The following is a 26883-nucleotide window of genomic DNA, read 5'->3' on the forward strand; positions in this document are numbered from 1 at the left end:
TTTCATTCTTCAGACGGCATCGCCCGGTACGCGTACCCAGCCTTCCATCAGGATGCGCGCGCTGCGGCTCATGATCGCCTTGGTCACCGTCCACTCGCCGTTTACTTGAGCCGCCTCGGCGCCGACCCGCAAGGTGCCGGACGGATGCCCGAAGCGCACCGCCGTACGCGCGCCACCGCCAGCCGCGAGGTTGACCAGGGTGCCGGGAATTGCCGCCGCCGTGCCAATGGCCACCGCGCAGGTACCCATCATGGCGTGGTGCAGCTTGCCCATGGACAGCGCGCGCACCAGCAGATCGACCTCGCCGCCCTGCACGGTCTTGCCGCTAGACGCTTTGTAGTCCTGCGCCTTGGTCACGAAGGCGACCTTCGGCGTGTGCTGACGGGTTAGCGCCTCGTCGGCGTGCTTGATCAGCCCCATACGTAGCGCACCGGCCACACGAATGGCCTCGAAACGCGCCAGCGCCTCGGGGTTGCCGTTGATGTCTTCGCGCAGCTCGGTGCCTTTGTAGCCAATCTCTTCGGCGTTGACGAACACAGTGGGAATACCGGCGGTGATCATGGTCGCCTTGAAGGTGCCCACACCAGGCACGTCTAGGTCATCAACCAAATTACCGGTGGGGAACATCGAACCGCCCTCCTCGCCGTCATCGGACGGGTCGAGAAACTCCAGCACGATCTCCGCCGCCGGGAAGGTCACCCCGTCCAGCTCGAAATCGCCAGTTTCCTGCACCTGGCCATTGCTGACCGGCACATGGGCAATGATGGTTTTCTGGATATTGGCCTGCCAGATCCGCACCACGCACACGCCGTTTTTCGGGATGCGCGCCGGGTCGACCAACCCGGCATGCAGCGCAAAGGCGCCAGCGCCGGTGGAGAGGTTGCCGCAGTTGCCACTCCAGTCGACGAAGGCTTTGTCGATCGAGACCTGGCCGTAGAGGTAATCGACGTCATGATCCGGCTGGCTGCTTTTCGACAGGATCACGCACTTGCTGGTGCTGGACGTGGCGCCACCCATGCCGTCGATCTGCGCTGCGTAGGGGTCGGGGCTGCCGATCACCCGCATGAACAGGCGGTCACGGGCGGTGCCCGGTACCTGGCAGCTTTCGGGCAAGTCTTGCAGTCGGAAGAATACGCCCTTGCTGGTGCCGCCACGCATATAGGTGGCGGGAATCTTGATCTGGGCTGCATGAGCCATAAAGCACTCTCCTGAAAGAAGACCGGGGCGTTGCCGCCCCGGTAATACATCAGCCTTGGGACGACTCGAGGAAGTCCTGGGCGAAGCGCTGCAGCACGCCGCCCGCCTTGTAGACATGAACTTCGGCAGCGGTGTCCAGGCGGCAGGTCACCGGGACCTTGACCACTTCACCATTACGGCGATTGACCACCAGAGTCAGATCGCAGCGCGGCGACACATCGCCCTGGATGTCATAGGTCTCGGTGCCGTCGAGGCCGAGAGTCAGGCGGGTGGTGCCCGGTTTGAACTCGACCGGCAGCACGCCCATGCCGACCAGGTTGGTACGGTGAATGCGCTCGAAGCCTTCGGCGACGATCACTTCCACGCCGGCCAGGCGCACGCCCTTGGCCGCCCAGTCACGGGACGAGCCCTGACCGTAGTCGGCACCGGCGACGATGATCAGGTTCTGCTTGCGGTTCATGTAGGTTTCGATCGCTTCCCACATGCGCATCACTTTGCCTTCCGGCTCGACACGCGCCAGCGAGCCCTTCTTCACCGCCCCGTCGACCACGGCCATTTCGTTCACCAGTTGCGGGTTGGCGAAGGTGGCGCGCTGGGCGGTCAGGTGGTCGCCACGGTGGGTGGCGTAGGAGTTGAAGTCCTCTTCCGGCAGACCCATTTTGTGCAGGTACTCACCAGCGGCCGAATCCAGCAGGATGGCGTTGGACGGCGACAGGTGATCGGTGGTGATGTTGTCCGGCAGGATCGCCAGCGGCAGCATGCCCTTGAGCGTGCGCTCACCGGCCAGTGCACCTTCCCAGTACGGCGGGCGGCGGATGTAGGTGGACATTGGGCGCCAGTCGTACAGCGGGCTTTCCGCTTCCTCGATAGTGCCCAGATCGAACATCGGGATGTAGATCTGCTTGAACTGCTCCGGCTTCACCGAGGCGGCGACAATGGCGTCGATCTCTTCGTCGCTCGGCCACAGGTCCTTCAGGGTGATCGGGTTGCCGTTCTTGTCGGTACCCAGCACATCCTGCTCGATATCGAAGCGCACAGTACCGGCGATGGCGTAAGCCACTACCAGCGGCGGCGAGGCCAGGAAGGCCTGCTTGGCGTACGGGTGGATACGGCCATCGAAGTTGCGGTTACCGGAGAGTACGGCGGTGGCATACAGGTCGCGGTCGATGATTTCCTGCTGGATCACCGGGTCCAGCGCACCGGACATGCCATTACAGGTAGTGCAGGCGTAAGCGACGATGCCGAAGCCGAGCTGTTCCAGCTCGCTCAGCAGGCCGGCGTCCTCCAGATACAGCTTGGCGACTTTAGAGCCAGGCGCGAACGAGGTCTTGACCCATGGTTTGCGCAGCAGGCCGAGGGCATTGGCCTTCTTCGCCAGCAGACCGGCAGCGACCACGTTACGCGGGTTGGACGTATTGGTGCAACTGGTAATGGCGGCGATGATCACTGCGCCATCCGGCAGCAGGCCGTCGGCTTCCTCGACCTTGGCCGCGGCCAGCATGGCGTCGCCAGCGATGCCGCGCTCCTGCAATGCAGAAGTCGGCAGGCGCTTGTGCGGGTTGCTCGGCCCAGCCATGTTGCGTACCACGGTGGACAGGTCGAAGCTCAGCACCCGCTCGTATTCAGCGGTCACCAACGCATCGGCCCACAGGCCGGTGAGCTTGGCGTACTGCTCCACCAGCGCCACCGGCTCCGGCTCGCGACCGGTGAGCTTGAGGTAGTCGATGGTCTGCTGGTCGATGTAGAACATCGAGGCGGTGGCGCCGTATTCCGGGCACATGTTGGAGATGGTCGCACGGTCGCCGATCGACAGGCTGTCCGCCCCCGCGCCGAAGAACTCGACCCAGGCGCCGACCACGCGTTCCTTGCGCAGGAACTCGGTGATGGCCAGGACTATATCGGTGGCAGTGATGCCGGGCTGGCGCTTGCCAGTCAGCTCCACGCCGACGATATCGGGCAGGCGCATCATCGACGGCAGGCCCAGCATCACGGTCTCGGCTTCCAGGCCACCAACGCCGATGGCGATCACGCCCAGGGCGTCGACGTGCGGGGTGTGGCTGTCGGTGCCGACGCAGGTATCCGGGTAGGCCACGCCATCACGCGCCTGGATCACCGGGCTCATTTTCTCCAGGTTGATCTGGTGCATGATGCCGTTGCCGGCCGGGATCACGTCGACGTTCTTGAACGCGGTCTTGGTCCACTCGATAAAGTGGAAACGGTCCTCGTTGCGGCGCTCTTCCACTGCACGGTTCTTCTCGAACGCGTCCGGGTCGAAGCCACCGAACTCCACGGCCAGCGAGTGATCGACGATCAGCTGAGTCGGCACCACCGGGTTGACCTTGGCCGGGTCGCCCCCCTTCTCGGCAATCGCATCGCGCAGACCGGCCAGGTCGACCAGCGCAGTCTGGCCGAGGATGTCGTGGCAGACCACGCGGGCCGGGTACCAGGGGAAGTCCAGATCACGCTTGCGCTCGATCAGCTGCTTGAGCGAGTCGGTCAAAGCCTCCGGCTCGCAGCGACGCACCAACTGCTCGGCCAGCACGCGCGAGGTGTAGGGCAACTTGGCGTAGGCGCCGGGCTCGATGGCATCGACCGCTTCACTGGTATCGAAGTAGTCCAGCACGCTGCCGGGCAGGTTTTTACGGTATTGGCTGTTCATCTGGATGCTCATGTTATGGGCGATCCTTGAGCGGCACGAACTTCAGGTCTTCAGGGCCTGTGTAGTTGGCGCTCGGGCGAATGATCTTGCCGTCGATACGTTGTTCGATCACGTGGGACGACCAGCCGGAGGTGCGGGCAATCACGAACAGTGGGGTGAACATGGCCGTTGGCACACCCATCATGTGGTAGCTGACGGCGCTGAACCAATCGAGGTTGGGGAACATCTTCTTGATGTCCCACATGATGGTTTCCAGGCGCTCGGCGATGTCGAACATCTTGCTGTTGCTCTGCTCGGCGGACAGCTCGCGCGCCACTTCCTTGATCACCTTGTTGCGCGGGTCGGCGACGGTGTACACCGGGTGGCCAAAGCCGATCACCACTTCCTTCTTCTCGACCCGGGCGCGGATATCGGCCTCGGCTTCGTCCGGGTTGTCGTAGCGCTTCTGGATCTCGAAGGCCACTTCGTTGGCGCCACCGTGTTTCGGGCCGCGCAGCGCGCCAATAGCGCCAGCGATGCAGGAGTGCATGTCGGAGCCGGTGCCGGCAATCACCCGCGAGGTAAAGGTGGAGGCGTTGAACTCATGCTCGGCATACAGGTTGAGCGAGGTGTGCATGGCGCGCACCCACGACTCGCGCGGTTTTTCGCCGTGCAGCAGGTGGAGGAAATGGCCACCGATGGAGTCGTCGTCGGTTTCCACGTCGATGCGTTTGCCGTTGTGGCTGAAGTGGTACCAGTACAGCAAGGCCGAGCCCAGAGAGGCCATCAGCTTGTCGGCGATGTCACGGGCGCCCGGATGGTTGTGGTCGTCCTTTTCCGGCGACACGCAACCCAGCACGGACACCGCGGTGCGCATCACGTCCATCGGATGAGCGGACGGCGGCAGTTGCTCGAGGGACGCTTTCAGCGCAGCCGGAATGCCACGCAGGGCCTTGAGTTTGGTCTTGTAGGCAGTCAGCTCGGCCGCATTCGGCAGTTTGCCGTGCACCAGCAGGTGGGCGATTTCTTCGAAGTCGCAGCGGTTGGCGAAGTCGAGTACGTCGTAGCCGCGGTAGTGCAGGTCGTTGCCGGTACGGCCGACGGTGCACAGGGCGGTATTGCCGGCTGCGGTGCCACTCAGGGCCACGGATTTCTTTGGCTTGAAGCCTGGGGTGACGGTTTCTGGGGTTGCACTCATCGCTTATCTCTCCTCATCCGATCCGGTCGGGTAGTTCTTATTACGCAGGCGGCTAAGACCTGCGTTCCGGTTATTTTTTGGCGGCAAACAACGCGTCGAGGCTTTGCTCGAAGGCGTGATAGTTGATGCGCTCGTAGAGCTCCATGCGGGTCTGCATGGTGTCGACCACATTCTTCTGGGTGCCATCGCGGCGTACGGCGTTGTAGACGTTTTCCGCCGCCTTGTTCATCGCGCGGAAGGCCGACAACGGGTACAGCACCAGGCCGACGTCAACCGAGGCCAGCTCTTCGGTGGTGTACAGCGGCGTGGCGCCGAACTCGGTGATATTGGCCAGGATCGGCGCCTTCACGCGGTCGGCGAAGGTCTTGTACATCGCCAGCTCAGTAATGGCCTCTGGGAAGATCATGTCGGCCCCAGCTTCGATGCAGGCGGCAGCACGATCCAGCGCCGAGTTCAGGCCTTCAACGGCCAGGGCGTCGGTACGTGCCATGATCACAAAGCTATCGTCGGTACGCGCATCCACGGCCGCCTTGATGCGGTCGACCATCTCCTGCTGGGTGACAATCTCCTTATTAGGGCGATGACCGCAGCGCTTGGCGCCGACCTGGTCTTCGATATGGATAGCGGCGGCGCCGAACTTGATCATCGACTTCACGGTACGCGCGACGTTGAACGCCGAGGCCCCGAAACCGGTGTCGACATCCACCAGCAGCGGCAGGTCGCAGACGTCAGTGATGCGACGCACGTCGGTGAGCACGTCGTCCAGGCCGGTAATGCCCAGGTCTGGCAGGCCCAGGGAGCCAGCCGCGACGCCGCCACCGGACAGGTAAATAGCCTTGAAGCCGGCACGTTTGGCCAGCAGCGCATGGTTGGCGTTGATGGCGCCGATGACTTGCAGCGGGTGTTCGCTGGCAACTGCGTCGCGGAAACGTTGACCGGGAGTGTTCGAACTCATGCTTCACCTCGTGCTGTTGAAGGAGTGGCGCCCTGCCCTGTCTGGGCAATGAAATGGCGCTCGATATTGCGTTTGGACGCAGCGATATGACGACGCATCAGCAGCTCGGCTAGCTCGCCGTCGCGCTCGGAAATTGCGTCGAGAATGCGGTGGTGCTCGTTGAAGGCGTGGCGCGGGCGGTTCGGCGTGGCCGAGAACTGCAAGCGGTACATGCGCACCAACTGATACAGCTCGCCGCAGAGCATCTGGGTCAGGGTCTTGTTGCCGCTGCCCTGGATGATCTTGTAATGAAAATCGAAATCGCCCTCCTGCTGGTAATAACCGACGCCAGCCTGGAACGCAGCATCCTGCTCATGCAGGTCGAGCACCCGGCGCAGTTCATCGATCTCGCCCTGGGTCATGCGCTCGGCAGCCAGGCGGCAGGCCATGCCTTCGAGCGATTCGCGGATTTCGTAGAGTTCGATCAACTCGCTATGGCTCAGCGACACAACCCGCGCACCGACATGCGGTACACGCACCAGCAGGCGCTGGCCCTCCAGGCGGTGAATGGCCTCGCGTAGCGGGCCACGACTGATGCCATAGGTGCGCGCCAGTTCCGGCTCGGAGATCTTGCTGCCAGGCGCGATCTCGCCACGCACGATGGCAGCCTGGATGCGGCGAAACACACCCTCGGCCAGGGTGCCGGATTCATCCTGCTCGGGGCTGATCGGATCGGAAAGCTCAAGCATCATTGTCGACACTGTTTTATTTGATTGGCGAAAATTACGCCTCAATCAGTATTTACGTCAAACATAAAAACAGGATTGTCGACACTTTGCTGGCCGCTTGAGCGACGACAAATCCGCTACTCAACCTGCAGAAACGCACATAAGCGTCTGTCACAGCAGAAAAACCCCATGTTAGAATGCCCACCGCATGCGCCGGGCGGGACCTTTGCCATGCCTGCTAGACTGTTTTGGCCGGCGGCACTACCCAGCCACGGTCACCAGCCCCGACGACGCGACTACTCACAGGATTTATGAGACTCGAGCCCTTCGCCCTTCTGCTCTGTTGCGCCTTGCTTCCCGGCCTCAGTCTCGCCGCCGAAAAGACCGTGTATGGCCTGAACGAATACGTCAGCCTGGCCGACCTCGACCTGCAAGTCGCCGCCAAACTCGATACCGGTGCCAAAACCGCCTCCCTCAGCGCCCGTGACATCAAACGCTTCAAACGTGACGGCGAGACCTGGGTGCGCTTCTACCTGGCGATCGATGATGCCCACAGCCACCCGATCGAACGCCCGCTCGCGCGCATCAGCAAGATCAAGCGCCGCTCCGGTGATTTCGACCCGGAAGAAGGCAAAAGCTACACCGCGCGGCCGGTCATCGAGCTTGAAGTGTGCATGGGCAAGGCCCGCCGCAGCATCGAAGTGAACCTGACCGACCGCAGTGCATTCCAATACCCGCTACTGATCGGCTCCGAGGCGCTCAAACGCCTGGACGCACTGGTCGACCCAAGCCTCAAATACGCTGCCGGCAAACCCGCCTGCACCCCAGACACCACCGCTGCCGAGTAATACTCATGCGATCCTTGACCCTGCATCTGAAAGTCCTTATCACCCTGCTGGTGACCGTGGGCATTCTGGTTACGGCCTACCAGATCTTCTATCTCGGCATCCCGGTGACCGAGGACGAGACTGATGACCTGTGGAACATCGACGCCAAAGTCGAGTTCCAGGCCAGCCCGCACGAACCGGTCAAGGTGCAGATGTTCGTGCCGCCGCTGAACCAGAACTACGTCAGCCTCAACGAGAGCTTCATCTCGAATAACTACGGTTTCAGCATCAACCGTACCGATGGCAACCGTAACGTGACCTGGTCGGCGCGCCGGGCCAATGGCAACCAGACCCTCTACTACCGCCTGGTACTGACCAAGCGTTACAGCGGTGAACCTGCCAAGGCCAAGGGCCCGATCTACCGTGACAGCATTCCGGTGGATGGCGCCGAGAAGATCGCCGCAGAAGCCCTGCTGGCGCCGATTCGCCAGCACTCGGCGGATATCGAAACCTTCATCAGCGAAACCATCAAACGTGTCAACAATCTCAATGACGACAACGTCAAGCTGCTGATGGCCGGCGACACCTCGTCGCCGAACAAGGCCCGCATCATTGAGCTGCTGCTATCCATCGCCCACGTACCGATGGAGCGCGTACACGCCATCGTCCTTGCCAGTGACCTGCCACAAAGCCCGGAACTGTGGCTGCGCAGCTTCAACGGCGAGAACTGGCTGTACTTCAACCCGGATACCGGCGAGCAAGGCCTGCCCGCTGATCGCCTGGTCTGGTGGACCGGTGATGACCCACTGGTGAAACTGGAAGGCGGCAAGAAGGCGCAAGTGACCTTCACCCTCAACAACAGCGAAATGAACGCCATTCGCCTGGCCAAGCTGACCGACGAGAATACCGACGTCGATTTCCTCGAATACTCGCTGTACGGCCTGCCGCTGCAAACCCAGCAGACCTACCAGATCATGATCATGATCCCGATCGGCGTGCTGGTGATCCTGATCCTGCGCAACCTCGGTGGCCTGCAGACCCTCGGCACCTTTACCCCGGTACTGATCGCCCTGGCCTTCCGCGAGACCCAGCTGGGCTTCGGCATCGCGCTGTTCACCATCATTACCGCCCTCGGCCTCTCACTACGTTCGTACCTTGAGCACTTGAAGCTGCAGATGCTGCCAAGGCTATCGGTGGTGCTGACCTTCGTGGTGGTGCTGATCGCCGTGATCAGCCTGCTCAGCCACAAATTGGGCCTGGAGCGCGGCCTGTCCGTCGCCCTGTTCCCGATGGTGATCCTGACCATGACCATCGAACGCCTATCGATCACCTGGGAAGAACGCGGCGCCTCGCATGCCTTCAAGGTCGCGGTCGGTACCCTGTTCGCTGCCACCCTGGCGCACCTGCTGATGACCGTGCCGGAGCTGACCTACTTCATCTTCACCTTCCCGGCCGTGCTGCTGGTCATGGTGGGCTTCATGCTGGCAATGGGTCGCTACCGCGGCTATCGCCTGACCGAATTGTTCCGCTTCAAAGCCTTCCTGAAGGATTGAGCCCATGTTCGGTCTGATCAAGAGATGGAAAGCCCTCGAAGCCAAAGGCATCATGGGCATCAACCGGCGTAACGCGGACTACGTGCTGAAGTACAACAAACGGCACCTGTACCCCATCGTCGACGACAAGATCATCACCAAGGAGCGTGCGATCCTGGCCGGCATTCATGTGCCGGAGCTTTACGGGATCATCTCCACCGAGAAGGAAATCGAAAAGTTCGACGAGATCATCGCCGGACGCAGCGATTTCGTGATCAAGCCGGCACAAGGCGCCGGCGGTGACGGCATCCTGGTGATCGCTGACCGCTTCGAGGGTCGCTACAAGACCGTCTCCGGCAAGATCGTCACCCAGGAAGACATCGAGCATCAGCTCTCCAGTATCCTGACCGGCCTCTACTCGCTCGGTGGCCACCGCGACCGCGCGCTGATCGAATACCGGGTAACGCCGGACCCGATCTTCAAGAGCATCAGCTACGAAGGCGTGCCGGACATCCGCATCATCGTGCTGATGGGCTACCCGGTGATGGCCATGCTGCGTCTGCCGACTCGCCAGTCCAACGGCAAGGCCAACCTGCACCAAGGCGCCATCGGCGTCGGTGTCGACCTGGCTACCGGCCTGACCTTGCGCGGCACCTGGCTGAACAACAAGATCAGCAAACACCCGGACACCACCAACGCAGTGGATGGCGTGCAGCTGCCCAACTGGGACGGCTTCATGAAGCTCGCGGCCGGTTGCTATGAGCTGTGCGGCCTGGGCTACATCGGTGTGGACATGGTGCTGGACCAGGAAAAGGGCCCGCTGATCCTCGAGCTCAACGCCCGCCCTGGCCTGAACATCCAGATCGCCAACGACTGCGGCCTGACCCATCGCGCCCACGCCGTAGAAGCGCGGATCGCCGAGTTCGCCAAGAACGATGTGACGGAAAGCGTGGAAGATCGCGTACGCTTCTCCCAGCAGTTGTTCGGCCATGTGAAACCGGCGGAAATCTGATCAGCCCCGCATTGAACGAGCCCGGCACTGCCGGGCTTTTTCATTGTGGGCGCGGGCTCTACAATCGCTGCCCCAGCCTGGCCAAACCGCGCGCATGAATACCTGTCACCTGCACCCACTGCCCTATCGGGCCGACCCAGCCCACTACTTCGCCGCCATCCGCCAGGCGCCCGGAGCCGTGCTGCTGGATGCTGGCCGGCCACACGCCGAGCGCGGGCGTTTCGATCTGCTCAGCGCCTGGCCAGTGGAGCGCTACAGCCCAGCCGCTGACGAAATGGCCGACGCCTTCTTCCAGCGCCTGCGCGATGGCCTCGCTAACTTAGGCCCTGCCGAAGCGCCCGGCGATGTCGAGCTGCCCTTTACGGGCGGTCTGATTGGTTACCTGGCCTATGATTTCGGCCGGCGCATCGAACCACTGCCCCAACCGACCCGAGACGATCTGGGGCTGACTCCTGCCAGTTTTGGCCTGTATGCCTGGGCCCTGATCAGCGATCACCAGCTACAGACCAGCCAGCTGCTGTTCCATCCGGCATTAGCTGAAACCGAGCGTGAACGCCTGCGTGACCTGTTCGAAGCCGTTGCAATCGAACCCGCAGCCCCCTTCCAGTTGCTGCAGCCGTTCAGGGCCAACCTGACACAAGACGACTATCGGCAAGCGATTCAACGCATCCAGGCGTATATCCAGGCGGGCGACTGCTATCAGGTCAACTTCACCCAGCGTTTTCAGGCACCTTGTACAGGCGACGCCTGGAGCGCCTACCAGGCCTTGCGCCAGGCGTGCCCTACCCCATTCGCAGGGTTCCAGACACTGGACGGCGGCGGCGCCATTCTCAGCCTGTCCCCTGAGCGCTACCTGCAAGTCAGCCGTGGCCGCGTCGAGACCCGGCCGATCAAAGGCACCCGTCCGCGCGGCACCACGCCCGCCGAAGACCGCACTCAGGCAGCCGAGCTGCTGGCCAGCCCCAAGGATCGCGCCGAGAACCTGATGATTGTCGACCTGCTGCGCAACGACCTGGGGCGCAGCTGCCGTATCGGCTCGGTGCAAGTGCCAGAGCTGTTCGCTCTGGAGAGCTACCCCAACGTGCACCATCTGGTCAGCTCGGTTATCGGCGAGCTCGCCGAAGGCAAGGATGCGCTGGACCTGGTCGCCGGCAGCTTCCCTGGCGGCTCGATCACCGGCGCACCGAAGATCCGCGCCATGCAGATCATCGACGAGCTGGAGTCGACCCAGCGCAGCCTCTATTGCGGCTCCCTGCTGTATCTGGATGTGCGCGGCGAACTGGACAGCTCCATCGCCATCCGCAGCCTACTGGTGAAGGATGGCCAGGTCAGCTGCTGGGGTGGCGGCGGCATCGTTGCCGATTCGGACTGGCAGGCCGAGTACCAAGAGTCGATCACCAAAGTAAAAGTCCTGCTGCAGACCCTGGAACAGATTTCCGGCTTCTAGCCAACCGGCAGAAACGACAAGGCCCACATGAGCGGGCCTTGTTGCTTATCGGCGTAGCGAAACCTTACAGGCTCAGCTCACGCACCGACGCCTTGAGGAACTCGCGCTTGAGGTCTTCATAGGTGTGCACCGCCGGGAACTGCGGAAACTCGCGAATCACGTTGTCCGGCGCATGGAACAGGATGCCGGCATGGGCTTCGCTGAGCATGGTGGTGTCGTTGTACGAGTCGCCGGCGGCGATCACACGGTAGTACAGGCTCTTGAAGGCAATGACCGACTGGCGCTTAGGGTCTTTCTGGCGCAGTTGGTAGCCCACCACACGATCAGTCTCGTCGGTGATCAGCTTGTGGCACAGCAATGCCGGGAAGCCCAGTTGACGCATCAGCGGCTGGGAGAACTCATAGAAGGTGTCCGACAGGATGACGACCTGGAAGCGCTCGCGCAGCCAGTCGACAAACTCAACGGCGCCTTCCAGCGGCTTGAGGGTGGCGATCACTTCCTGGATGTCGGCCAGTTTCAGGCCATGCTCGTCGAGGATGCGCAGGCGCTGCTTCATCAGCACGTCGTAATCTGGAATATCCCGGGTTGTGGCCTTGAGCGCCTCGATTCCGGTTTTTTCGGCGAAGGCGATCCAGATTTCCGGAACCAATACACCTTCGAGGTCGAGGCAGGCGATTTCCACGGGCTACTCCAAATAGGCTGTTCGAGGGCCGGCACTTTATCAGCATGGCGTGGCGCAGGTAAACCGCGCCACCGGTGGTTGACAGGGCGTCAGGCTGATACCATTTGTGCCCTTGAATTCACCGCCAACCGAAAGGGCCACACCGATGACGTTCGATCTGGATCGCATCAACTCCGAACTCGGAAAAGACGCCGAGAAACTCGTGGAATGGGCGCTTGGCCTGGGTAAGACCGCGATCTGCACCACCAATTTCCGCCCTTTCGAAGCGGTCATCCTGCACATGGTCACCCGCGTCAACCCGGACATCCAGGTGATCTGGATGGACAACGGCTACAACACCGAGGCGACCTATCAGTTCGCCGACGAAGTCAGCAAGAAGCTCAACCTGAACCTGAAGACTTACCTGCCGCTGCGCTCGCGTGCCCACCGCGAAGCTATCGACGGTCCGGTACCGGCGCTGGATGACCCGCGTCACGAGGCCTTCACCGCCGAGGTCAAGCTGGAGCCATTCGCCCGCGCCCTGCGCGAAGCCGCTCCACAGGTCTGGTTCACCGCGCTGCGTGCCACCGATACCGCCGTACGCGCGCAAATGGATCCGGTCAGCATCAACCCGGACGGCCTGATCAAGGTTGCACCGTTGCTGCACTGGAGTTCCAAGGAGCTGTACGAGTACCTGGTGAAGCACGACCTGCCAAACAACTTCGACTACTTCGACCCGACCAAGGGCGAAGACAATCGCGAGTGCGGCCTGCATCTGAGCCACTGATCGCTGCCAATAAAAAAGGGCGCCATTCGGCGCCCTTTTGCTTTCTCTGATACTCAGAAGGTCGGCAGCTTCACGCCATCGAACAGCTCGTCCAGCTCAGCCTTGGTGTGGCACTGCACAGCCTTGGCCATGATTTCGCGCGTCAGGTGCGGCGCGAACTTCTCGATGAAGTCGCACATGAAACCACGCAGGAAGGTGCCGCGACGGAAACCGATCTTGGTCACGCTGGATTCGAACAGATCGCTGGCATCCAGCACCACCAGATCGCTGTCGAGCTTGGGGTCGACCGCCATGCGCGCCACGATACCCACACCCAGCCCCAGACGTACGTAAGTCTTGATAACGTCGGCGTCCGCTGCAGTGAACACCACTTTGGGGGTCAGGCCCTTGTGACTGAACGCTTCGTCCAGCTTGGAGCGCCCGGTGAAACCGAATACATAGGTGACGATCGGGTGTTCAGCCAGGGCTTCCAGGGTCAGCTTCGGCAGCTTGGTCAGCGGATGACCTTGCGGCACGACCACGCAACGGTTCCAGCGATAGCACGGCATCATCACCAGATCACCGAACAGCTCCAGCGCCTCAGTGGCAATGGCGAAATCGACGGTGCCGTCCGCCGCCATTTCGGCGATCTGCATTGGCGTGCCCTGGTGCATGTGCAGGGCCACGTCAGGATACTGCTTGATGAAGCTGCTAATGATCGGTGGCAACGCATAGCGCGCCTGGGTGTGCGTGGTCGCGATCGACAGCGTGCCCTTCTTCTCGTTGGAGAACTCCTGGGCGATCTGCTTGATGCTCTCGACCTTGCGCAGGATCTCACCGGCTGTGGTGATGATGCGCTCACCTGCTGGCGTCACGCGCGTCAGGTGCTTGCCGCTGCGGGCGAAAACCTCGACACCCAGTTCGTCTTCGAGCAGGCGGATCTGCTTGCTGATACCCGGTTGCGAGGTATACAGACTCTGCGCCGTGGCCGAGACGTTGAGATCGTGGTGCGCCACTTCCCAGATGTAGCGCAATTGCTGCAGCTTCATAAATATCCCTCAAAAGCAGATAGACGCTGTCTGAATTTGGCAGCGGCGTTATATAACCATATTAATGGTTCAAGGAATAAAACTAGACGATTTTTTGAGTTCTGCACGCCGTTCGTCTAACGATTCGTCATAAGTCTGCGCGACTCCGGTGCTGCAGCATGGGCACCAGATACACCGGAATCTCCGCCAACTGCAACACACGCAGGGCCGTACGCCCCAATGCCGTGTCCTGTGCGCCGCCATGGCTGTGACTGCCTACGACCAGCAAATCCACCCCGAGTTTCCGCGCTTCCTCGAGAATCACCCGCGCTGGATCGCCCTGTATCACACGTACGTTGCGGATCACTTCGATATCCTGCTGCAGCTCTCCCAGCTCATCGCGAAAGCCTTCAAGCACGCGCTGCTCGATGCTCGCCATGACCGTGCTCAGGCCTTTGCTACGCAGCTCTTCCATGGTTTTGTCATCGAGATAGGTTTGCAGAACCGACTCGGCGAACAGCCCCATGGGCTCCACCGCGTGCACCACATAGAGCTCTGCCTGGTACGCCCGCGCCAGCGTCATGGCGTGCTGCAGAACATACGGCGCGTAAAGGCCAAGGTCAGTGGCATATAGAATCGAGCGAAACATGCGGCCTCCGGGACTTCCCGCCAGCGCCCTGCTCTGAGCTTAGCAGCGCGTCCGCCAGCGCAAGCCCAGGGCCCGGGCAGCAGACGGGTGGCTAGGCCTGTTGTTCGTTGCTCACGCCATGGGGCACATGGCCGGTAGCAACCACTTCGCGCGCTTTTTCGCAGTGACCGGGTTGGTCGTCAAAGAACACATCGGCCGCGAAAGCCTCCAGAAAGGCAGCTTTCTCCAGCCCGCCAAGAAACAGCGACTCATCCAGACGGATATCCCACTCGCGCAGCGTGCGAATGACCCGCTCATGGGCCGGAGCCGAACGCGCGGTAACCAAAGCGGTTCGTATGGGGCAACGGTCTTGGTCGAACTGGCGCTGCAGGCGATTGAGCGCATAGAGAAAGGGCTTGAACGGCCCGCCACCGAGCAGCTCACGAGCAGAAGCCCTTTCGTGAGTCTGAAAAGCCTCCAGACCACCTTGCTGGTAGACCCGCTCAGATTCGTCGGAAAACAGCACGGCATCGCCATCGAACGCGAAGCGCAGCTCGCTGCTGGCGGCCCGATGCGCCCCGCCGGACAGAATGGTAGCCGCAGCAAACCCGGCATCCAGGGCGCTGCGTACATCCTCGGCATGGGTTGAAAGAAACAGGTGACTGCCGAAAGCAGCCAGATACGGATAGGGACTGCGACCACCGACAAAGGCAGCACGAGAAATATCCAGACCATAGTGCTGAATGGAGTTGAACACGCGCAGGCCAGTATCGGCGCTGTTGCGTGAAACCAGCACCACTTCGACCCGCGTCTGCTCGAGATCAGCATTTAGGCTGAGCAACTTCTCGACCAGAAGAAAGGCATCGCCTGGCATGAGGACCTCATCCTCATGATCGATCTGGTACTGGCGGTACGCCTCAACCCCTTCGCGTTCGTAGATGCGATGGCTCTCACTCAGGTCGAACAACGCCCGCGAAGAAATTGCCACGACCAGCTTGTCGCCCAACCCCTTGTTCATGACAGGCCCTCAACATCCACTCAGAACGTACAACAGGCCATGAAGGCAGCCTGCATTACCCTGTATTCACGGTAGCTCGTCGGGTTCCAGCACCAGAGCGTGCCGCACCGCACTGTCGAGCTCGAAGCGGCTCAGGCGAGACTGCAAAGCGCCAAAGAACTGACCATCGCGAACCAGAAACAGGCCTGGCAAGTGGAAAACCCCATAGCGCTGGACCAAACCACCATTTTCCCCTGCATCTACCCAGCACAGGCGATCGATCGCCAGGCCCATGCCAGGCAGCTCGCGGCGCGCCCAGCGGCAACTGGCACAACCTGTGCTGGTGAATATCACCAACGAGGTGCCTGGTAGCTCCAACAGCCGCTGGTCGGCGTCAAAATCGGTCAGTTCGAGACTCGGCACTATACTGATAGCCAGTGATGTCAAAAGAGTGGCATCCGGAGTAGTCAACATGCGTCGTTTTTTACGTCACCCAAGCGATATGCCTGTGGAGCTGGTTCAGCGCAAACATGCGTTTCTACCACGACAGAGGCTGCACAATATCAGCCTCGGCGGAGTGGCATGCAATTCGAGCAAAGGCTTTCGCAAAGGCACGGCGGTCGAGTTGCGCATTCCCATGCTCGGCGATCAGGCCAGCTATCCCGGCGTAGTCGCCTGGTGCCGAAAACAGCCGGGCGATTATCTGGTCGGCATTGCCTTTATTGACGAAGAAACCCTGTTTCGCGCCCGCATGGTCGAGCAGGTCTGCCAGATCGAGCACTACCGCCACCAGCGCGAGCTGGAGCTGGGTGAAGCCATCCCCGTGGAAACCATTGCCTGCGAATGGATCGCCCTGCACGCCGCCGAGTTCTCCAACGCCACGTTCACCTAGCCCTAGCGCTGTCTACTTAAAGCCCCTTCGCCCATTGTCGAGCCGGCCCGTAACGCGCTAAGGTTCCGCTTCCCTGCTGCGCCTATAACGAAGCGGTGCCTGTGGCGCCCGGCACCCGTGACCTGATGAGTAACACGATGGCTGATTTACCGATCGACGATCTCAACGTTTCATCCAACGAAACCCTGATCACCCCGGCGCAGCTCAAGCGCGAGATCCCCCTTACCGAAGCCGCCCAACGCACCGTCGCCCACGGCCGCGAAGTCGTGCGCAATATCCTCGACGGCAAGGATCACCGCCTGTTCGTGGTGGTTGGGCCCTGCTCAATCCACGATATCAAGGCTGCCCACGAGTACGCCGAGCGTCTCAAGGTGCTGGCAGAAGAGGTTTCGGACAGCCTGTTCCTGGTCATGCGCGTGTATTTCGAGAAGCCGCGCACCACGGTCGGCTGGAAAGGCCTGATCAACGACCCGTACCTGGATGACTCGTTCAAGATCCAGGACGGCCTGCACATTGGTCGCCAGCTGCTGCGCGACCTGGCCGAAATGGGCCTACCGACCGCCACCGAGGCGCTCGACCCGATCTCCCCGCAGTACCTGCAGGACCTGATCAGCTGGTCGGCCATTGGCGCCCGCACCACCGAATCGCAGACCCACCGCGAGATGGCCTCCGGCCTATCCTCGGCGGTCGGCTTCAAGAATGGCACCGACGGCGGCCTGACCGTGGCGATCAACGCCCTGCAGTCAGTCTCCAGCCCGCACCGTTTCCTCGGTATCAACCAGGAAGGTGGCGTGTCCATCGTCACCACCAAAGGCAACGCCTACGGCCACGTGGTACTGCGCGGCGGCAACGGCAAGCCGAACTATGACTCGGTGAGCGTGGCGATCTGCGAACAGGAGCTGGCCAAGGCCAAGATCCGTCCGAACGTGATGGTCGACTGCAGCCACGCCAACTCCAACAAGGATCCGGCTCTGCAACCGCTGGTCATGGAGAACGTGGCCAACCAGATCCTCGAAGGCAATAACTCCATCGTAGGTTTGATGGTGGAAAGCCACCTGGGCTGGGGCAGCCAGTCGATCCCCAAGGACCTCTGCGACCTCAAGTACGGCGTATCCATCACCGATGCCTGTATCGACTGGGATGCTACCGAGAAGACTCTGCGCAGCATGCACGCCAAGCTCAAGGACGTACTGCCCAAGCGCCAGCGCTGATTCAAGCGCAGACAAAAACGCCGGGCATTGCCCGGCGTTTTTGCATGTGGCGATTTTTCAGTGCTTCGACTGCTGGCGCTGGCGCCGCTCCATATAGCGTTCAACATAAGAGCACGACGGAATCACGCTGTAGCCCATCCCCTCGGCATAGGCCAGCGCCTCTTCCGTCAGCGCGGCTGCAATACCGCGACCACGCAAGGCGTTGGGCACGAAGGTCCGGTAGATATCCAGCGTCTGTTTGCCCAGGTCCATATAAGCCAGATAGGCCCGATGACCATCGATGACGGCCTCGAACTGGTGACCGGACTGGTCATGACGAATGGATAACGCCTCGCTCATTTCTGCTCCTCAGCGGGTCCTAGAAAAGAACCCTTACCTTATCGATCTTTTCCAGGCGAAGAAACATCTCCGCCGACCCAGTGCCGAACTGCACACTCAGGAAAGCCTTGCCGCTCTCCACTTTATGCAAGATGCCCTGGTAATACACGCCATCATAAGTGATGAACTGTAGCCGTTTGCCAGCATAATCGGGCAGGCTGGCGACGCTGACAAACTCATATTGGGGCGTAGCCTGTACCTGCTCGACCGCTTCAGCACGAACCAATTCGTCAGGCTCGGGATTGCGCGCCACTCTGGGATCGACCCAGGAAAAAGCCAGGGGTTCCACCGATTGCTGATTGATCAGCAACACCGGTCGAAGCATGGCAATCACATCCTTAGGCTCAAAAAACTGCAGGCCGTCCCAGGTCATGCCCTCGGTCGGACTCAGCTCGACACGCAGCGCCTGCGGATCCTTGAAGTAACCGCCCAGCGCCTCAAGGAGCTTGGGATCCAAGGCGATCCGCTGGGCGCGCAACGACGCATCGAGGTGATCCAGCGCTGTCTGCAGATAGACCTCGTCCTTCTGCCCCATCTTGCCCGCGCAATAACTATTGATCTTGCGCTGGTACTGGTTGTCGTTGAGCTCGACGGTAACCATCGATACGCGCGGCGGATTGACCCGCAGATCACCCGGTTTCTCCGACATATTGGCCAGAGACAGGCTCACTCGGTACTCGCCCATGTCACGCGTATCGGCCGTCATATTAAAGGTCAGGGTCTGCGCGCCCGGCTGGTACAGGTAGGAGAGCTGCGCATCGGTTTCCAGAGTGCGGTAACCCATCGCCAACAACTGGTCGACACCAATAGTGTTGGCATCGCCACACGCGACGCTGGCCAATGCCGTTTGCAGGTCCTTCCCCTTGGGGGGCTGCTTGAGCATTTCCATGAACGGCCCGTGGACTTCCAGTGCCAGCCCTTTGATGTTCACGGCCATCTGCTCAGGAAACTTGCCCTCGCCTAGTCGCTCCTTGAATGACAGCAGATCCATCAGGCCTTTGAACTTCAGCTCGGCATGCTCAATCTGAAACTCGTCACGAAGCATCGGCACATGCACCTTGATGCCCTCAACACCCACTCGCCCGTCAAAGGATGAGGTAATGCCCCGGTAGGTTATCTGCATGAAAGGTGAGAGCTGCTGCACCGCATCATTCATGATCGAACGTACCGACAACCAAAGTGAAACCTTGATTAGCAGTGCAATCACCAGAATCGACAGCAAACCCCATTTAACGAGTTTCGACATTTGGACTTCCTTGAAATGTGCCGGTACCACAACCTTCCGGGTGGCTGGTGCTGTCGATGTTAACAGGCCGGCAATATGCCAGCCATCCGCGCGGTAAAGGCGTAGCAGTTCATCGTCCAAGTACGTAAAAGAGCACCCTGAGTGCCTTGCCAACACTCCAGAACTGTATGCTTTTCATACAAAAAGATAAAAACTTGTGCAGAAATGGGATTTTTTTGCTTCCCTTGCATCAGGTCAGTTTACTTACTACAAGTAATGGGTAGTATGTAGCCCGGCTAATTTCCCAAGGTCGGGAAATTGCTTTTACGGAAAGTCCACCTTAAGGGGAACACGATGAACAACGTTCTGAAATTCTCTGCTCTGGCCCTGGCAGCTGTTCTGGCTACCGGTTGCAGCAGCATCTCCAAAGAAACCGAAGCTCGTCTGACTGCTACCGAAGACGCAGCTGCTCGTGCTCAGGCCCGTGCTGACGAAGCCTACCGCAAAGCTGACGAAGCTCTGGCTGCTGCTCAAAAGGCTCAGCAGACTGCTGACGAAGCCAACGAGCGCGCTCTGCGCATGCTGGAAAAAGCCAGCCGCAAGTAATACTTGCCAAGGCTTTGAAGAGGCCGACTCGGTTTACCGAGTCGGCTTTTTTAATGCCTGCAATAAATGACGGGCATTAAAAAACCCACCGGCGTCACCGCGCAGTGGGTTCTCTGGACAAGCAGCAGAATCAGAGTTCGAGCGGCACCTCGGTGTGTGCTACTGCATCCTGCGGTATGGCAATTTCTATCGGCAGGCCATCTTCGGCAGCTACCACATCACGCACCACTTCCCAATCCAGACGCAGGCGGCCGGCCAGGTCATCACGCTTGAGCAGCGCATTGATCACTGCCGTGTGCTTGTCGACCACCGACGGCTCGCCCTGATCGTCCAGCGGTGCATGCGCCTCCAGGTAAACCTTGCCGCCGCTGATTCCGAACTTGTACGGCTCGTTGAGGATGCGTACCGATGTACCAACCGGCACCATCTTCGACAACTCCAGCACATTCGGGTTGAGCATGCGGAAGCAGCCGTGGCTGACGCGCATGCCGATACCGAACTTCTTGTTCGAACCGTGGATCAGGTAACCCGGAGTGCCCAGAGTGAACTTGAACGGCCCCAGCGGGTTATCCGGGCCTGGCGGCACATAAGCCGGCAGCGGATCGCCATCGGCAGCGTGCTCGGCACGGATCGACGCCGGCGGCGTCCAGCCCGGATTCGGCGTCTTGGCGGTAATGGTGGTGTGCGCGATCGGCGAACCCCAGCCTTCACGGCCGATCCCCAGGGGGAAGGTGTGCACTACATTCTGCCCTTTCGGGAAGTAGTACAGGCGGTACTCGGCCAGGTTGATCACAATGCCTTCGCGCGGGCCCGGCGGCAGGATGAAGCGCGTCGGCAGGACGATTTCAGCGCCCTCGCCCGGCAGCCAGGGGTCAACGCCCGGGTTGGCCGCGACCATCTCCAGATAGCCAAGGTCATTGGCTACGCCGAGGTCGGCGAACGTGTCTTCGTACTTGGCCTTGATGACTTGCACCTGACCGACGATATCTTCGCCAGGCGGCGGCAAGGGCAGCTCGAGAGCCACAACAGGGCCAGCCGCAAAGAGGCTGGCTAGTGTCAGGGAACGGGCGACGGCAGGAACGCGCGACAACATCCGGAAAATCCTTGGCGAAATGGCTAATGGAAAGGGCGCAATTGTACACCGGGCGCCCGCATGCCGGGAAACCTCAGGCGCCTGACCAGACGGGGCGCTCGCCCTGGCGCTGGGCATCCAGCACCGCCTTGCAGGCCAGGCACAGGCGCTTGTCACGCAAACTGGTCCGCTCCACCTCGCGCATCACCGGCTGCGCTGGGAGCAAGCCACCGCACAACGTGCGATCGGCGAAACCGCCCAGTTCAAGCTGCCGAGCCACCAGGTGCACGCGAGCCTCGCGACAGGCGAACAGGTCAAGCTGTTCGTCCGGGACGATCAAATGATAAGCGTGCAGGGACCAGGCAGGGCGCGGCATTGGGTGCTCCGGGGAGGGGCCGCCACGATAGCCGAAAGCCAGCAGGCGGGAAAGGCTCAGAGCATCGGTTTAAGCAGTGGCCAGACGTTCTCCAGCAGCCGCTCCTGCGCCGCCTCACTGGGGTGAATGCCATCGGCTTGAATCATGCCTTCGACACCGCCCACGCCCTCCATGAAAAACGGCACCAGTGGCAGCTGCTTGTCCTTGGCCAGAGTGGCATAAACCTCGGCAAAGGACTGGGTGTAGCGCGCGCCATAGTTAGGCGGCAGGCGCATGCCCAACAGCAGCACCTGGGCACCCACCGCACGGGACTGATCGATCATCGCAGCAAGATTCTGTTGCAATTGCGCCGGAGGCTGGCCGCGCAGGCCATCATTGCCGCCCAGCTCGATGATCACCAACTGCGGCTGATGCTGCGCAAGCAGCGCCGGCAGGCGCGCCAGGCCACCTGCACTGGTGTCGCCACTGATCGAACCGTTCACCACCTGGTATGGCGAACCGCCCTGTTCGAGGCGTTTTTGCAACAAATTGACCCAGCCCTGGCGGGTATCCAGGCCAAAAGCGGCGCTGATACTATCGCCCACGACCAGCAAGGTGGCCGCCTGCGCGCCCTGCATCCAACACAGCAGTGCCAGCGCACCGCTCAACCACCACGACGCACGCATCGGACTCTCCATGAGCGCTAGCATTCTTTCAGCGCGACACCTTAGCAAAGTGGTTTCCAGCGCGGAAGGCGAGCTGACCATCCTGCACGACCTCAGCTTCGACCTCGCCCGCGGCGACAGCCTGGCGATTGTCGGCAGCTCCGGATCGGGCAAATCCACCCTCCTCGGTCTGCTCGCCGGACTCGACCTGCCTAGCGCAGGCGAAGTCGAATTGGCCGGCCACGCCCTGGCCCAACTGGATGAGGATCAACGTGCGCGGGTTCGCGCCGAACAGGTCGGCTTCGTCTTCCAGTCCTTCCAGTTGCTGGACAACCTCAACGCCCTGGAAAACGTCATGCTGCCGCTGGAGCTCAAGGGCCGCCGTGATGCCCGCGAGCTGGCTCGTGAGCTGCTGCAGCGGGTGGGCCTAGGCCAGCGCCTGAGCCATTACCCACGCCAGCTCTCCGGCGGCGAACAACAGCGCGTGGCGATTGCCCGCGCCTTCGCTGCCGAGCCCGCTGTGCTGTTCGCCGACGAGCCAACCGGTAACCTCGACAGTCACACCGGCGAACGCATCAGCGATCTGCTCTTCGACCTCAATAAGGAACGCGGCACCACCCTGGTGCTGGTTACCCATGATGAGCGCCTGGCCCATCGCTGCCGACGCCTGATCCGCCTGGAAGGTGGCCACCTGATCGACAGCGTGGAACCCTGATGCTCCGCACCCCGCTCTCTCGCCTGCTGGCCCTGGCGCTGCGCCAACTGCTGCGCGACACCCGTTCTGGCGAGTTGCGCGTGCTGTTCTTCGCCCTGCTGATCGCAGTGGCCTCCAGTACCGCCATCGGTTTTTTCAGCGCCCGGCTTAACGGCGCCATGCTCCTGCGCGCCACCGAATTCCTTGGCGCCGACTTACTGTTAAGTGGCAGCTCTCCGGCCAGCGCGCAGCAGATCGAACAAGGCAAGCAGCTCGGCCTGCAGCACGCCCAGGCGGTCGAGTTCTCCAGCGTGGTCGCCACTGACCAGGGCATTCAGCTGTCCAGCGTCAAGGCAGCCAGTGCCAGCTACCCGTTGCGCGGCGAGCTGAAAAGCGCCGCCGCGCCCTACCAGCCGGAACAGGTTGGCGGAGGGCCCGGCCGGGGCGAAGCCTGGGTCGAAGCCCGCCTGTTGACGGCACTCGACCTGAAAATCGGCCAGCAGATCGAGATCGGCAGCCTGCCACTGCGTCTGGCCCGGGTACTGACCTACGAACCAGACCGCGCCGGCGACTTCTATAGCCTGACCCCGCGCGTACTGATGAACCTCGACGACCTGGCCGCTACGGGCATCGTGCAGCCGGGCAGCCGCGTGCGCTATCGGGAACTGTGGCGCGGTGACGATGCGGCGCTGCAACAGTATCGACAAGCTGTGGAGCCGACATTGGCCGCCCATCAGGAGCTGCAGGACGCTCGCTCCGGCAACCGGCAGATCGGAGGCGCCCTCGGCAAGGCCGAGCGCTACCTGAACCTGGCCAGCCTGGCTGCCGTCTTGCTAGCGGGGGTTGCCGTAGCCCTCTCCGCGGCACGCTTTGCCGCCCGCCGCTTCGATGCCAGCGCCCTGCTGCGCTGCCTGGGCCTGTCGCGCCGTGAAGCGCTGACCCTGTTCGCCCTGCAACTGGCACTGCTCGGCCTACTCGCCAGCGTGCTCGGTGCCCTGCTCGGCTGGGTCGGCCAACTGGTGCTGTTCAAACTGCTGCACGGCCTGATGCCCGCGGGCGTACCGCCGGGCGGCGTGCTGCCGGCGTTGGCCGGTATTGCCACCGGCCTGGTCGCCCTGGCTGGTTTCGCCTTGCCGCCACTGGCCGCGCTTGGGCGTGTACCGCCGCTGCGCGTCCTGCGCCGCGATCTGTTGCCGGTGCCGCCCAGTTCCTGGCTGGTATATGGCGCGGCGCTGCTGGCGCTGGGCCTGATCATGTGGCGCCTGAGCCTGGACCTCAAACTGACCCTGGCGCTGCTCGGCGGCGGCCTGCTCGCAGCCGTGATACTCGGCGGTTTGCTGGTCGCCGGCCTGCACAGCTTGCGCCGCCTGCTGGCACGGGCCAGCCTGCCTTGGCGCCTGGGCCTCGGCCAATTGCTGCGCTATCCACTGGCGGCCGCGGGTCAGTCCCTGGCCTTCGGCCTGATTCTACTATCCATGGCGCTGATCGCCCTGTTGCGAGGCGAGTTGTTGGATACCTGGCAGAACCAGCTGCCGCCGGAGTCCCCCAATCATTTCGCCCTCAACGTACTGCCGGCCGACAAGGATGCCTTCGTCGCCCAGTTGGCCAAGCTGTCGCCCAACCCGGCGCCGTTGTATCCGGCCGTGGCCGGACGTCTTACCGAGATCGATGGCAAGCCCGTTACCCAGCGCGTCAGCAAGGACTCCGAGGGCGAACGTGCGACCCAGCGCGACCTGACCCTGACCTGGGCCGAACACCTGCCTACCGGCAACGAAATCCTCGCCGGCCGCTGGTGGCAGGAGGCGATTGCCGGCGACCTGCCGGATGTTTCGGTCGAGTCCCGCCTGGCCGAGAGCCTGCAGATCGAACTGGGCGATGTGCTGACTTTCAGCGTTGGCGGCATGCAGCGCCAGGCGCGGGTCAGCAGTTTGCGCAAGGTCGACTGGGACAGCTTCCAGCCGAACTTCTACATGGTCTTCCAGCCCGGCACCCTGCAGGACCTGCCGACCACCTACCTGACCAGCTTCTACCTGCCGCCACACAGCGAGCGCCAACTGGTCGAGCTGTCCAGAGCCTTCCCGGCAGTGACGCTACTGCAGGTTGAAGCGCTGCTCGATCAACTGCGCAGCATCCTGGCCCAGGTCACCCTGGCCGTCGAATACGTTCTGCTGTTCGTCCTCGCGGCCGGCTTGACCGTTCTCTTCGCCGGTTTGCAGGCCACGCTCGACGAGCGCATCCGCCAAGGCGCCCTGCTCCGCGCGCTGGGCGCCGAGCGACGCTTGCTGATCGCGGCCCGGCGTACCGAGTTCGCCCTGCTCGGCGTGGCCAGCGGCCTGCTGGCCGCACTCGGCTGCGAGCTGGTGAGCTTCCTGCTCTACCGTTTCGCCCTCGACCTGCCCTGGCAACCGCACCCCTGGCTGCTGCTATTGCCCGTGCTCGGTGCGCTGTTGATCGCCAGCGCCGGCGTGCTGGGTACGCGGCGGGCGCTCAACAGCAGCCCGCTGACGGTGCTGCGGGAAAGTTGAGTCGCCAGTAGAATCCTTCGACCTTCCCGACTCCCGAGCACCATGAGCCGCTATCGCCCACCGCGCACCGCCGGAACCCCGCTGATCACCCCCGAGGGCGAAGCGCGCCTGCGCGCCGAGCTGCACGAACTCTGGCATGTACGCCGACCGCAGGTGACCCAGTCGGTCAGCGAGGCGGCAGCGCAAGGCGACCGCTCGGAGAACGCCGAATACACCTACGGCAAGAAAATGCTGCGCGAGATCGATGGCCGCGTACGCTTCCTCACCAAACGCCTGGAAAGTCTCAAGGTGGTCAGCGAGAGGCCGGCCGACCCGGCCAAGGTGTATTTCGGCGCCTGGGTGACGCTGGAGGATGATGAGGGCGCCGAAACCCGCTACCGCATCGTCGGCCCCGATGAGCTGGATCTCAAACTCAACCTGATCAGCATCGACTCCCCCCTGGCCCGCGCCCTGGTGGGCAAGGCCCTGGACGCCGAAGTGCGAGTGCAGGCACCGAGCGGCGAGCAGAGCTACTACATCACCGCGATCGACTACTAGGGTCTGCCATAGGCCTCAACGCAGACTGATCAAGCCCTGGCGTGCTACTCGCACCAACTGCCCGACCAGCTCGGCAGTGACCGGCAGCGATTCGGCACTGACTACCACCAGGTCGAAGCTATCCGTCGGCAATGCCTGCAGCGACTGCGCTTGCGGCCCGGCGAAACGAATCAGGAAGTTACGCGCGCCCGCCCAGTGCTTGGGCCAGCCATCCAGGTAACGCAGCAAATGAGGTTGATGGCTGCCTACCAGCAGCACATGGGGATGGCGGCTGGACGCCGCAGGAAATACCGGGGAAAAACGCAGATGGGGACGTGGGCAGCTCATGGTGACGGTCTCAGCCTCAAAGTCACTGCCGGACAGCGGTGAGAGGCGACACCGGCCAGCGCTTTAGCGGTATTTGCCCAACCGGGCGGCGCCCCGCAAGTTGCTCTTAAATCGGCGCTGTGGCGGCAATCCTAAAAATGCCCCGGTACGCTGTCAAGCCGCCTGCCAGAGGTAGTCATGAGCAACAAAGCCGAAGAGCTGCACCTGCGACTGTTTTTCGCCCTGCCCCTGCCGGCTCCGCTAGCCGAGCAACTGGAGCAATGGCGCCGCCCCATGACCCTTAAGGGCCAGCTCGTGCTGCCCGACAACTTTCACCTGACCCTGGCCTTCCTCGGCGCCCAGCCCAGTAGCCTGCTGCCGCGCCTCGAACAGCTGGCCGCTGGCTTGTCCGCCACGGTCTTTGAGCTGCGCCTGGAACAGCTCGCCTGCTGGCCTGGCGGGCTACTGCACCTCGCACCGCAGCACATACCCGAAGAACTGCTCGCCCTGCAGCGAAACCTGATTCAGCGTCTCGATCATGCAGGCATCTCCCACGATTCTCAGCCGTACCAGCCGCATGTAACGCTGGCCCGCCATAGCCACCTGCCCGAGCAGCCCGCCCCTTGCTCAATTACCTGGCAGGTCCGCGAGTTCGCCTTGTTCGTCTCGGAACAGCGCGATGGCGATCCGCACTATCGCGCCGTGCAGCGCTGGCCACTGGTAGCAGCCTGAATCAGCGCGGACACAATTTGAGTGTTGCGAACTGTTCCTATGCGTAACACCTCCGCCGACTACGGCAAAAGAGTGAATCGCGGTTCAATATT

Annotated in this window: 28 protein-coding genes; 12 read left to right on the top strand and 16 right to left on the bottom strand. The window is 61.9% G+C overall.

Translation table 11 applies throughout. The features are described from left to right. Positions 1 to 9: 9 nt before the first annotated feature. The 5 genes from prpF to H3H51_RS13620 all read right to left on the bottom strand — a co-directional run bounded on the left by prpF (position 10) and on the right by H3H51_RS13620 (position 6716). Positions 10 to 1197 carry a 2-methylaconitate cis-trans isomerase PrpF gene (prpF, locus tag H3H51_RS13600; RefSeq protein ID WP_183089594.1) on the bottom strand — a complete coding sequence of 396 codons (1188 nt, stop codon included), beginning with the start codon at positions 1195 to 1197 and terminating at the stop codon, positions 10 to 12. Positions 1198 to 1246: 49 nt separating this feature from the next. Further along, on the bottom strand, positions 1247 to 3856 hold the full coding sequence (acnD, locus tag H3H51_RS13605) for a Fe/S-dependent 2-methylisocitrate dehydratase AcnD (protein ID WP_183089880.1): 2610 nt from the start codon (positions 3854 to 3856) through the stop codon (positions 1247 to 1249). A 13-nt stretch (positions 3857 to 3869) separates the two neighbouring features. Then, on the bottom strand, positions 3870 to 5033 hold the full coding sequence (prpC, locus tag H3H51_RS13610) for a bifunctional 2-methylcitrate synthase/citrate synthase (RefSeq protein WP_183089595.1): 1164 nt from the start codon (positions 5031 to 5033) through the stop codon (positions 3870 to 3872). Positions 5034 to 5103: 70 nt separating this feature from the next. Further along, the gene (gene prpB, locus H3H51_RS13615; protein ID WP_183089596.1) at positions 5104 to 5988 is read right to left on the bottom strand and encodes a methylisocitrate lyase; all 885 of its coding nucleotides are present in this window, start codon (positions 5986 to 5988) and stop codon (positions 5104 to 5106) included. Further along, complete coding sequence (locus H3H51_RS13620) at positions 5985 to 6716, bottom strand: GntR family transcriptional regulator (protein WP_183089881.1); 732 nt, start codon at positions 6714 to 6716, stop codon at positions 5985 to 5987. Before H3H51_RS13620 ends, prpB begins: the two co-directional genes overlap by 4 nt. A gap of 290 nt (positions 6717 to 7006) precedes the next feature. Here H3H51_RS13620 and rloA point away from each other — a divergent pair, with 290 nt between their 5' ends. The 4 genes from rloA to pabB all read left to right on the top strand — a co-directional run bounded on the left by rloA (position 7007) and on the right by pabB (position 11513). Beyond that, a complete protein-coding gene (rloA, locus tag H3H51_RS13625) occupies positions 7007 to 7543 on the top strand; it encodes a retropepsin-like aspartic peptidase RloA (protein WP_183089597.1) in 537 nt (178 codons plus the stop codon). A gap of 5 nt (positions 7544 to 7548) precedes the next feature. Then, positions 7549 to 9075, top strand: a complete 1527-nt coding sequence (gene rloB, locus H3H51_RS13630) for an osmotic stress tolerance membrane protein RloB (RefSeq protein ID WP_183089598.1) — start codon at positions 7549 to 7551, stop codon at positions 9073 to 9075. A gap of 4 nt (positions 9076 to 9079) precedes the next feature. Continuing rightward, positions 9080 to 10066 (top strand): alpha-L-glutamate ligase-like protein, encoded by a 987-nt coding sequence (locus H3H51_RS13635; protein WP_183089599.1) that lies wholly within the window; start codon positions 9080 to 9082, stop codon positions 10064 to 10066. A gap of 94 nt (positions 10067 to 10160) precedes the next feature. Continuing rightward, positions 10161 to 11513, top strand: a complete 1353-nt coding sequence (pabB, locus tag H3H51_RS13640) for an aminodeoxychorismate synthase component I (RefSeq protein ID WP_183089600.1) — start codon at positions 10161 to 10163, stop codon at positions 11511 to 11513. Positions 11514 to 11577: 64 nt separating this feature from the next. Here pabB and thrH read toward each other — a convergent pair whose 3' ends face one another. Beyond that, a complete protein-coding gene (gene thrH / locus H3H51_RS13645) occupies positions 11578 to 12195 on the bottom strand; it encodes a bifunctional phosphoserine phosphatase/homoserine phosphotransferase ThrH (protein WP_183089601.1) in 618 nt (205 codons plus the stop codon). Positions 12196 to 12340: 145 nt separating this feature from the next. Between thrH and H3H51_RS13650 the strand changes: the two genes are divergently transcribed. Next, positions 12341 to 12961: a phosphoadenosine phosphosulfate reductase domain-containing protein gene (locus H3H51_RS13650; protein ID WP_183089602.1), complete on the top strand. Its 621-nt coding sequence runs from the start codon at positions 12341 to 12343 to the stop codon at positions 12959 to 12961. Between the two features lie 53 nt (positions 12962 to 13014). Here the strand turns inward: H3H51_RS13650 and cysB are convergent, their stop codons facing one another. From cysB to H3H51_RS13670, 4 genes are all read right to left on the bottom strand, one after another. Next, the gene (gene cysB / locus H3H51_RS13655; RefSeq protein ID WP_183089603.1) at positions 13015 to 13989 is read right to left on the bottom strand and encodes an HTH-type transcriptional regulator CysB; all 975 of its coding nucleotides are present in this window, start codon (positions 13987 to 13989) and stop codon (positions 13015 to 13017) included. Between the two features lie 127 nt (positions 13990 to 14116). Next, a complete protein-coding gene (locus H3H51_RS13660) occupies positions 14117 to 14617 on the bottom strand; it encodes a universal stress protein (RefSeq protein WP_183089604.1) in 501 nt (166 codons plus the stop codon). Positions 14618 to 14708: 91 nt separating this feature from the next. Further along, positions 14709 to 15614 (bottom strand): 5'-nucleotidase, encoded by a 906-nt coding sequence (locus tag H3H51_RS13665; protein ID WP_183089605.1) that lies wholly within the window; start codon positions 15612 to 15614, stop codon positions 14709 to 14711. Between the two features lie 66 nt (positions 15615 to 15680). Beyond that, entirely contained in the window at positions 15681 to 16067 is a 387-nt protein-coding gene (locus tag H3H51_RS13670) for a thioredoxin family protein (RefSeq protein WP_183089606.1), read from the bottom strand. Between H3H51_RS13670 and H3H51_RS13675 the strand changes: the two genes are divergently transcribed. Together H3H51_RS13675 and H3H51_RS13680 are read left to right on the top strand one after the other, a co-directional pair. After that, a complete protein-coding gene (locus H3H51_RS13675; protein ID WP_183089607.1) occupies positions 16066 to 16485 on the top strand; it encodes a PilZ domain-containing protein in 420 nt (139 codons plus the stop codon). The genes H3H51_RS13670 and H3H51_RS13675 overlap by 2 nt on opposite strands. Positions 16486 to 16622: 137 nt before the next feature. Beyond that, positions 16623 to 17696, top strand: a complete 1074-nt coding sequence (locus H3H51_RS13680) for a 3-deoxy-7-phosphoheptulonate synthase (protein WP_183089608.1) — start codon at positions 16623 to 16625, stop codon at positions 17694 to 17696. Between the two features lie 57 nt (positions 17697 to 17753). Here the strand turns inward: H3H51_RS13680 and H3H51_RS13685 are convergent, their stop codons facing one another. Next, positions 17754 to 18035, bottom strand: coding sequence for a GNAT family N-acetyltransferase (locus H3H51_RS13685; protein WP_183089609.1), 282 nt, complete (start codon positions 18033 to 18035; stop codon positions 17754 to 17756). Between the two features lie 19 nt (positions 18036 to 18054). After that, positions 18055 to 19320, bottom strand: coding sequence for a hypothetical protein (locus H3H51_RS13690; protein WP_183089610.1), 1266 nt, complete (start codon positions 19318 to 19320; stop codon positions 18055 to 18057). Positions 19321 to 19653: 333 nt separating this feature from the next. On the opposite strand from H3H51_RS13690, the gene oprI reads away from it, so the two are divergent. Next, positions 19654 to 19905, top strand: coding sequence for an outer membrane lipoprotei OprI (gene oprI, locus H3H51_RS13695; protein WP_106740573.1), 252 nt, complete (start codon positions 19654 to 19656; stop codon positions 19903 to 19905). Between the two features lie 130 nt (positions 19906 to 20035). On the opposite strand, the gene H3H51_RS13700 is transcribed toward oprI, so the two are convergent. The 3 genes from H3H51_RS13700 to H3H51_RS13710 all read right to left on the bottom strand — a co-directional run bounded on the left by H3H51_RS13700 (position 20036) and on the right by H3H51_RS13710 (position 22018). Further along, complete coding sequence (locus tag H3H51_RS13700; RefSeq protein WP_183089611.1) at positions 20036 to 20998, bottom strand: L,D-transpeptidase family protein; 963 nt, start codon at positions 20996 to 20998, stop codon at positions 20036 to 20038. A gap of 73 nt (positions 20999 to 21071) precedes the next feature. Next, positions 21072 to 21353: a hypothetical protein gene (locus tag H3H51_RS13705; RefSeq protein WP_183089612.1), complete on the bottom strand. Its 282-nt coding sequence runs from the start codon at positions 21351 to 21353 to the stop codon at positions 21072 to 21074. A 56-nt stretch (positions 21354 to 21409) separates the two neighbouring features. Further along, positions 21410 to 22018 carry an arylesterase gene (locus tag H3H51_RS13710; protein WP_183089613.1) on the bottom strand — a complete coding sequence of 203 codons (609 nt, stop codon included), beginning with the start codon at positions 22016 to 22018 and terminating at the stop codon, positions 21410 to 21412. Positions 22019 to 22028: 10 nt separating this feature from the next. Between H3H51_RS13710 and H3H51_RS13715 the strand changes: the two genes are divergently transcribed. Genes H3H51_RS13715 through greB form a run of 3 tightly spaced genes read left to right on the top strand, consistent with a single transcriptional unit; the run spans position 22029 to position 25753 of the window. Continuing rightward, positions 22029 to 22712, top strand: coding sequence for an ABC transporter ATP-binding protein (locus H3H51_RS13715; protein WP_183089614.1), 684 nt, complete (start codon positions 22029 to 22031; stop codon positions 22710 to 22712). Continuing rightward, on the top strand, positions 22712 to 25216 hold the full coding sequence (locus H3H51_RS13720) for an ABC transporter permease (RefSeq protein WP_183089615.1): 2505 nt from the start codon (positions 22712 to 22714) through the stop codon (positions 25214 to 25216). The genes H3H51_RS13715 and H3H51_RS13720 overlap by 1 nt, the downstream gene beginning before the upstream one ends. A gap of 42 nt (positions 25217 to 25258) precedes the next feature. Continuing rightward, positions 25259 to 25753, top strand: a complete 495-nt coding sequence (gene greB, locus H3H51_RS13725; protein WP_183089616.1) for a transcription elongation factor GreB — start codon at positions 25259 to 25261, stop codon at positions 25751 to 25753. A 15-nt stretch (positions 25754 to 25768) separates the two neighbouring features. Here greB and H3H51_RS13730 read toward each other — a convergent pair whose 3' ends face one another. After that, a complete protein-coding gene (locus H3H51_RS13730; protein ID WP_183089617.1) occupies positions 25769 to 26080 on the bottom strand; it encodes a class I SAM-dependent methyltransferase in 312 nt (103 codons plus the stop codon). 177 nt (positions 26081 to 26257) lie between these two features. Here H3H51_RS13730 and thpR point away from each other — a divergent pair, with 177 nt between their 5' ends. Further along, entirely contained in the window at positions 26258 to 26791 is a 534-nt protein-coding gene (gene thpR / locus H3H51_RS13735) for an RNA 2',3'-cyclic phosphodiesterase (protein ID WP_183089618.1), read from the top strand. Positions 26792 to 26883 lie beyond the last annotated feature (92 nt).

The sequence above is a fragment of the Aquipseudomonas ullengensis genome (assembly GCF_014174475.1).
Lineage (GTDB): Bacteria > Pseudomonadota > Gammaproteobacteria > Pseudomonadales > Pseudomonadaceae > Aquipseudomonas > Aquipseudomonas ullengensis.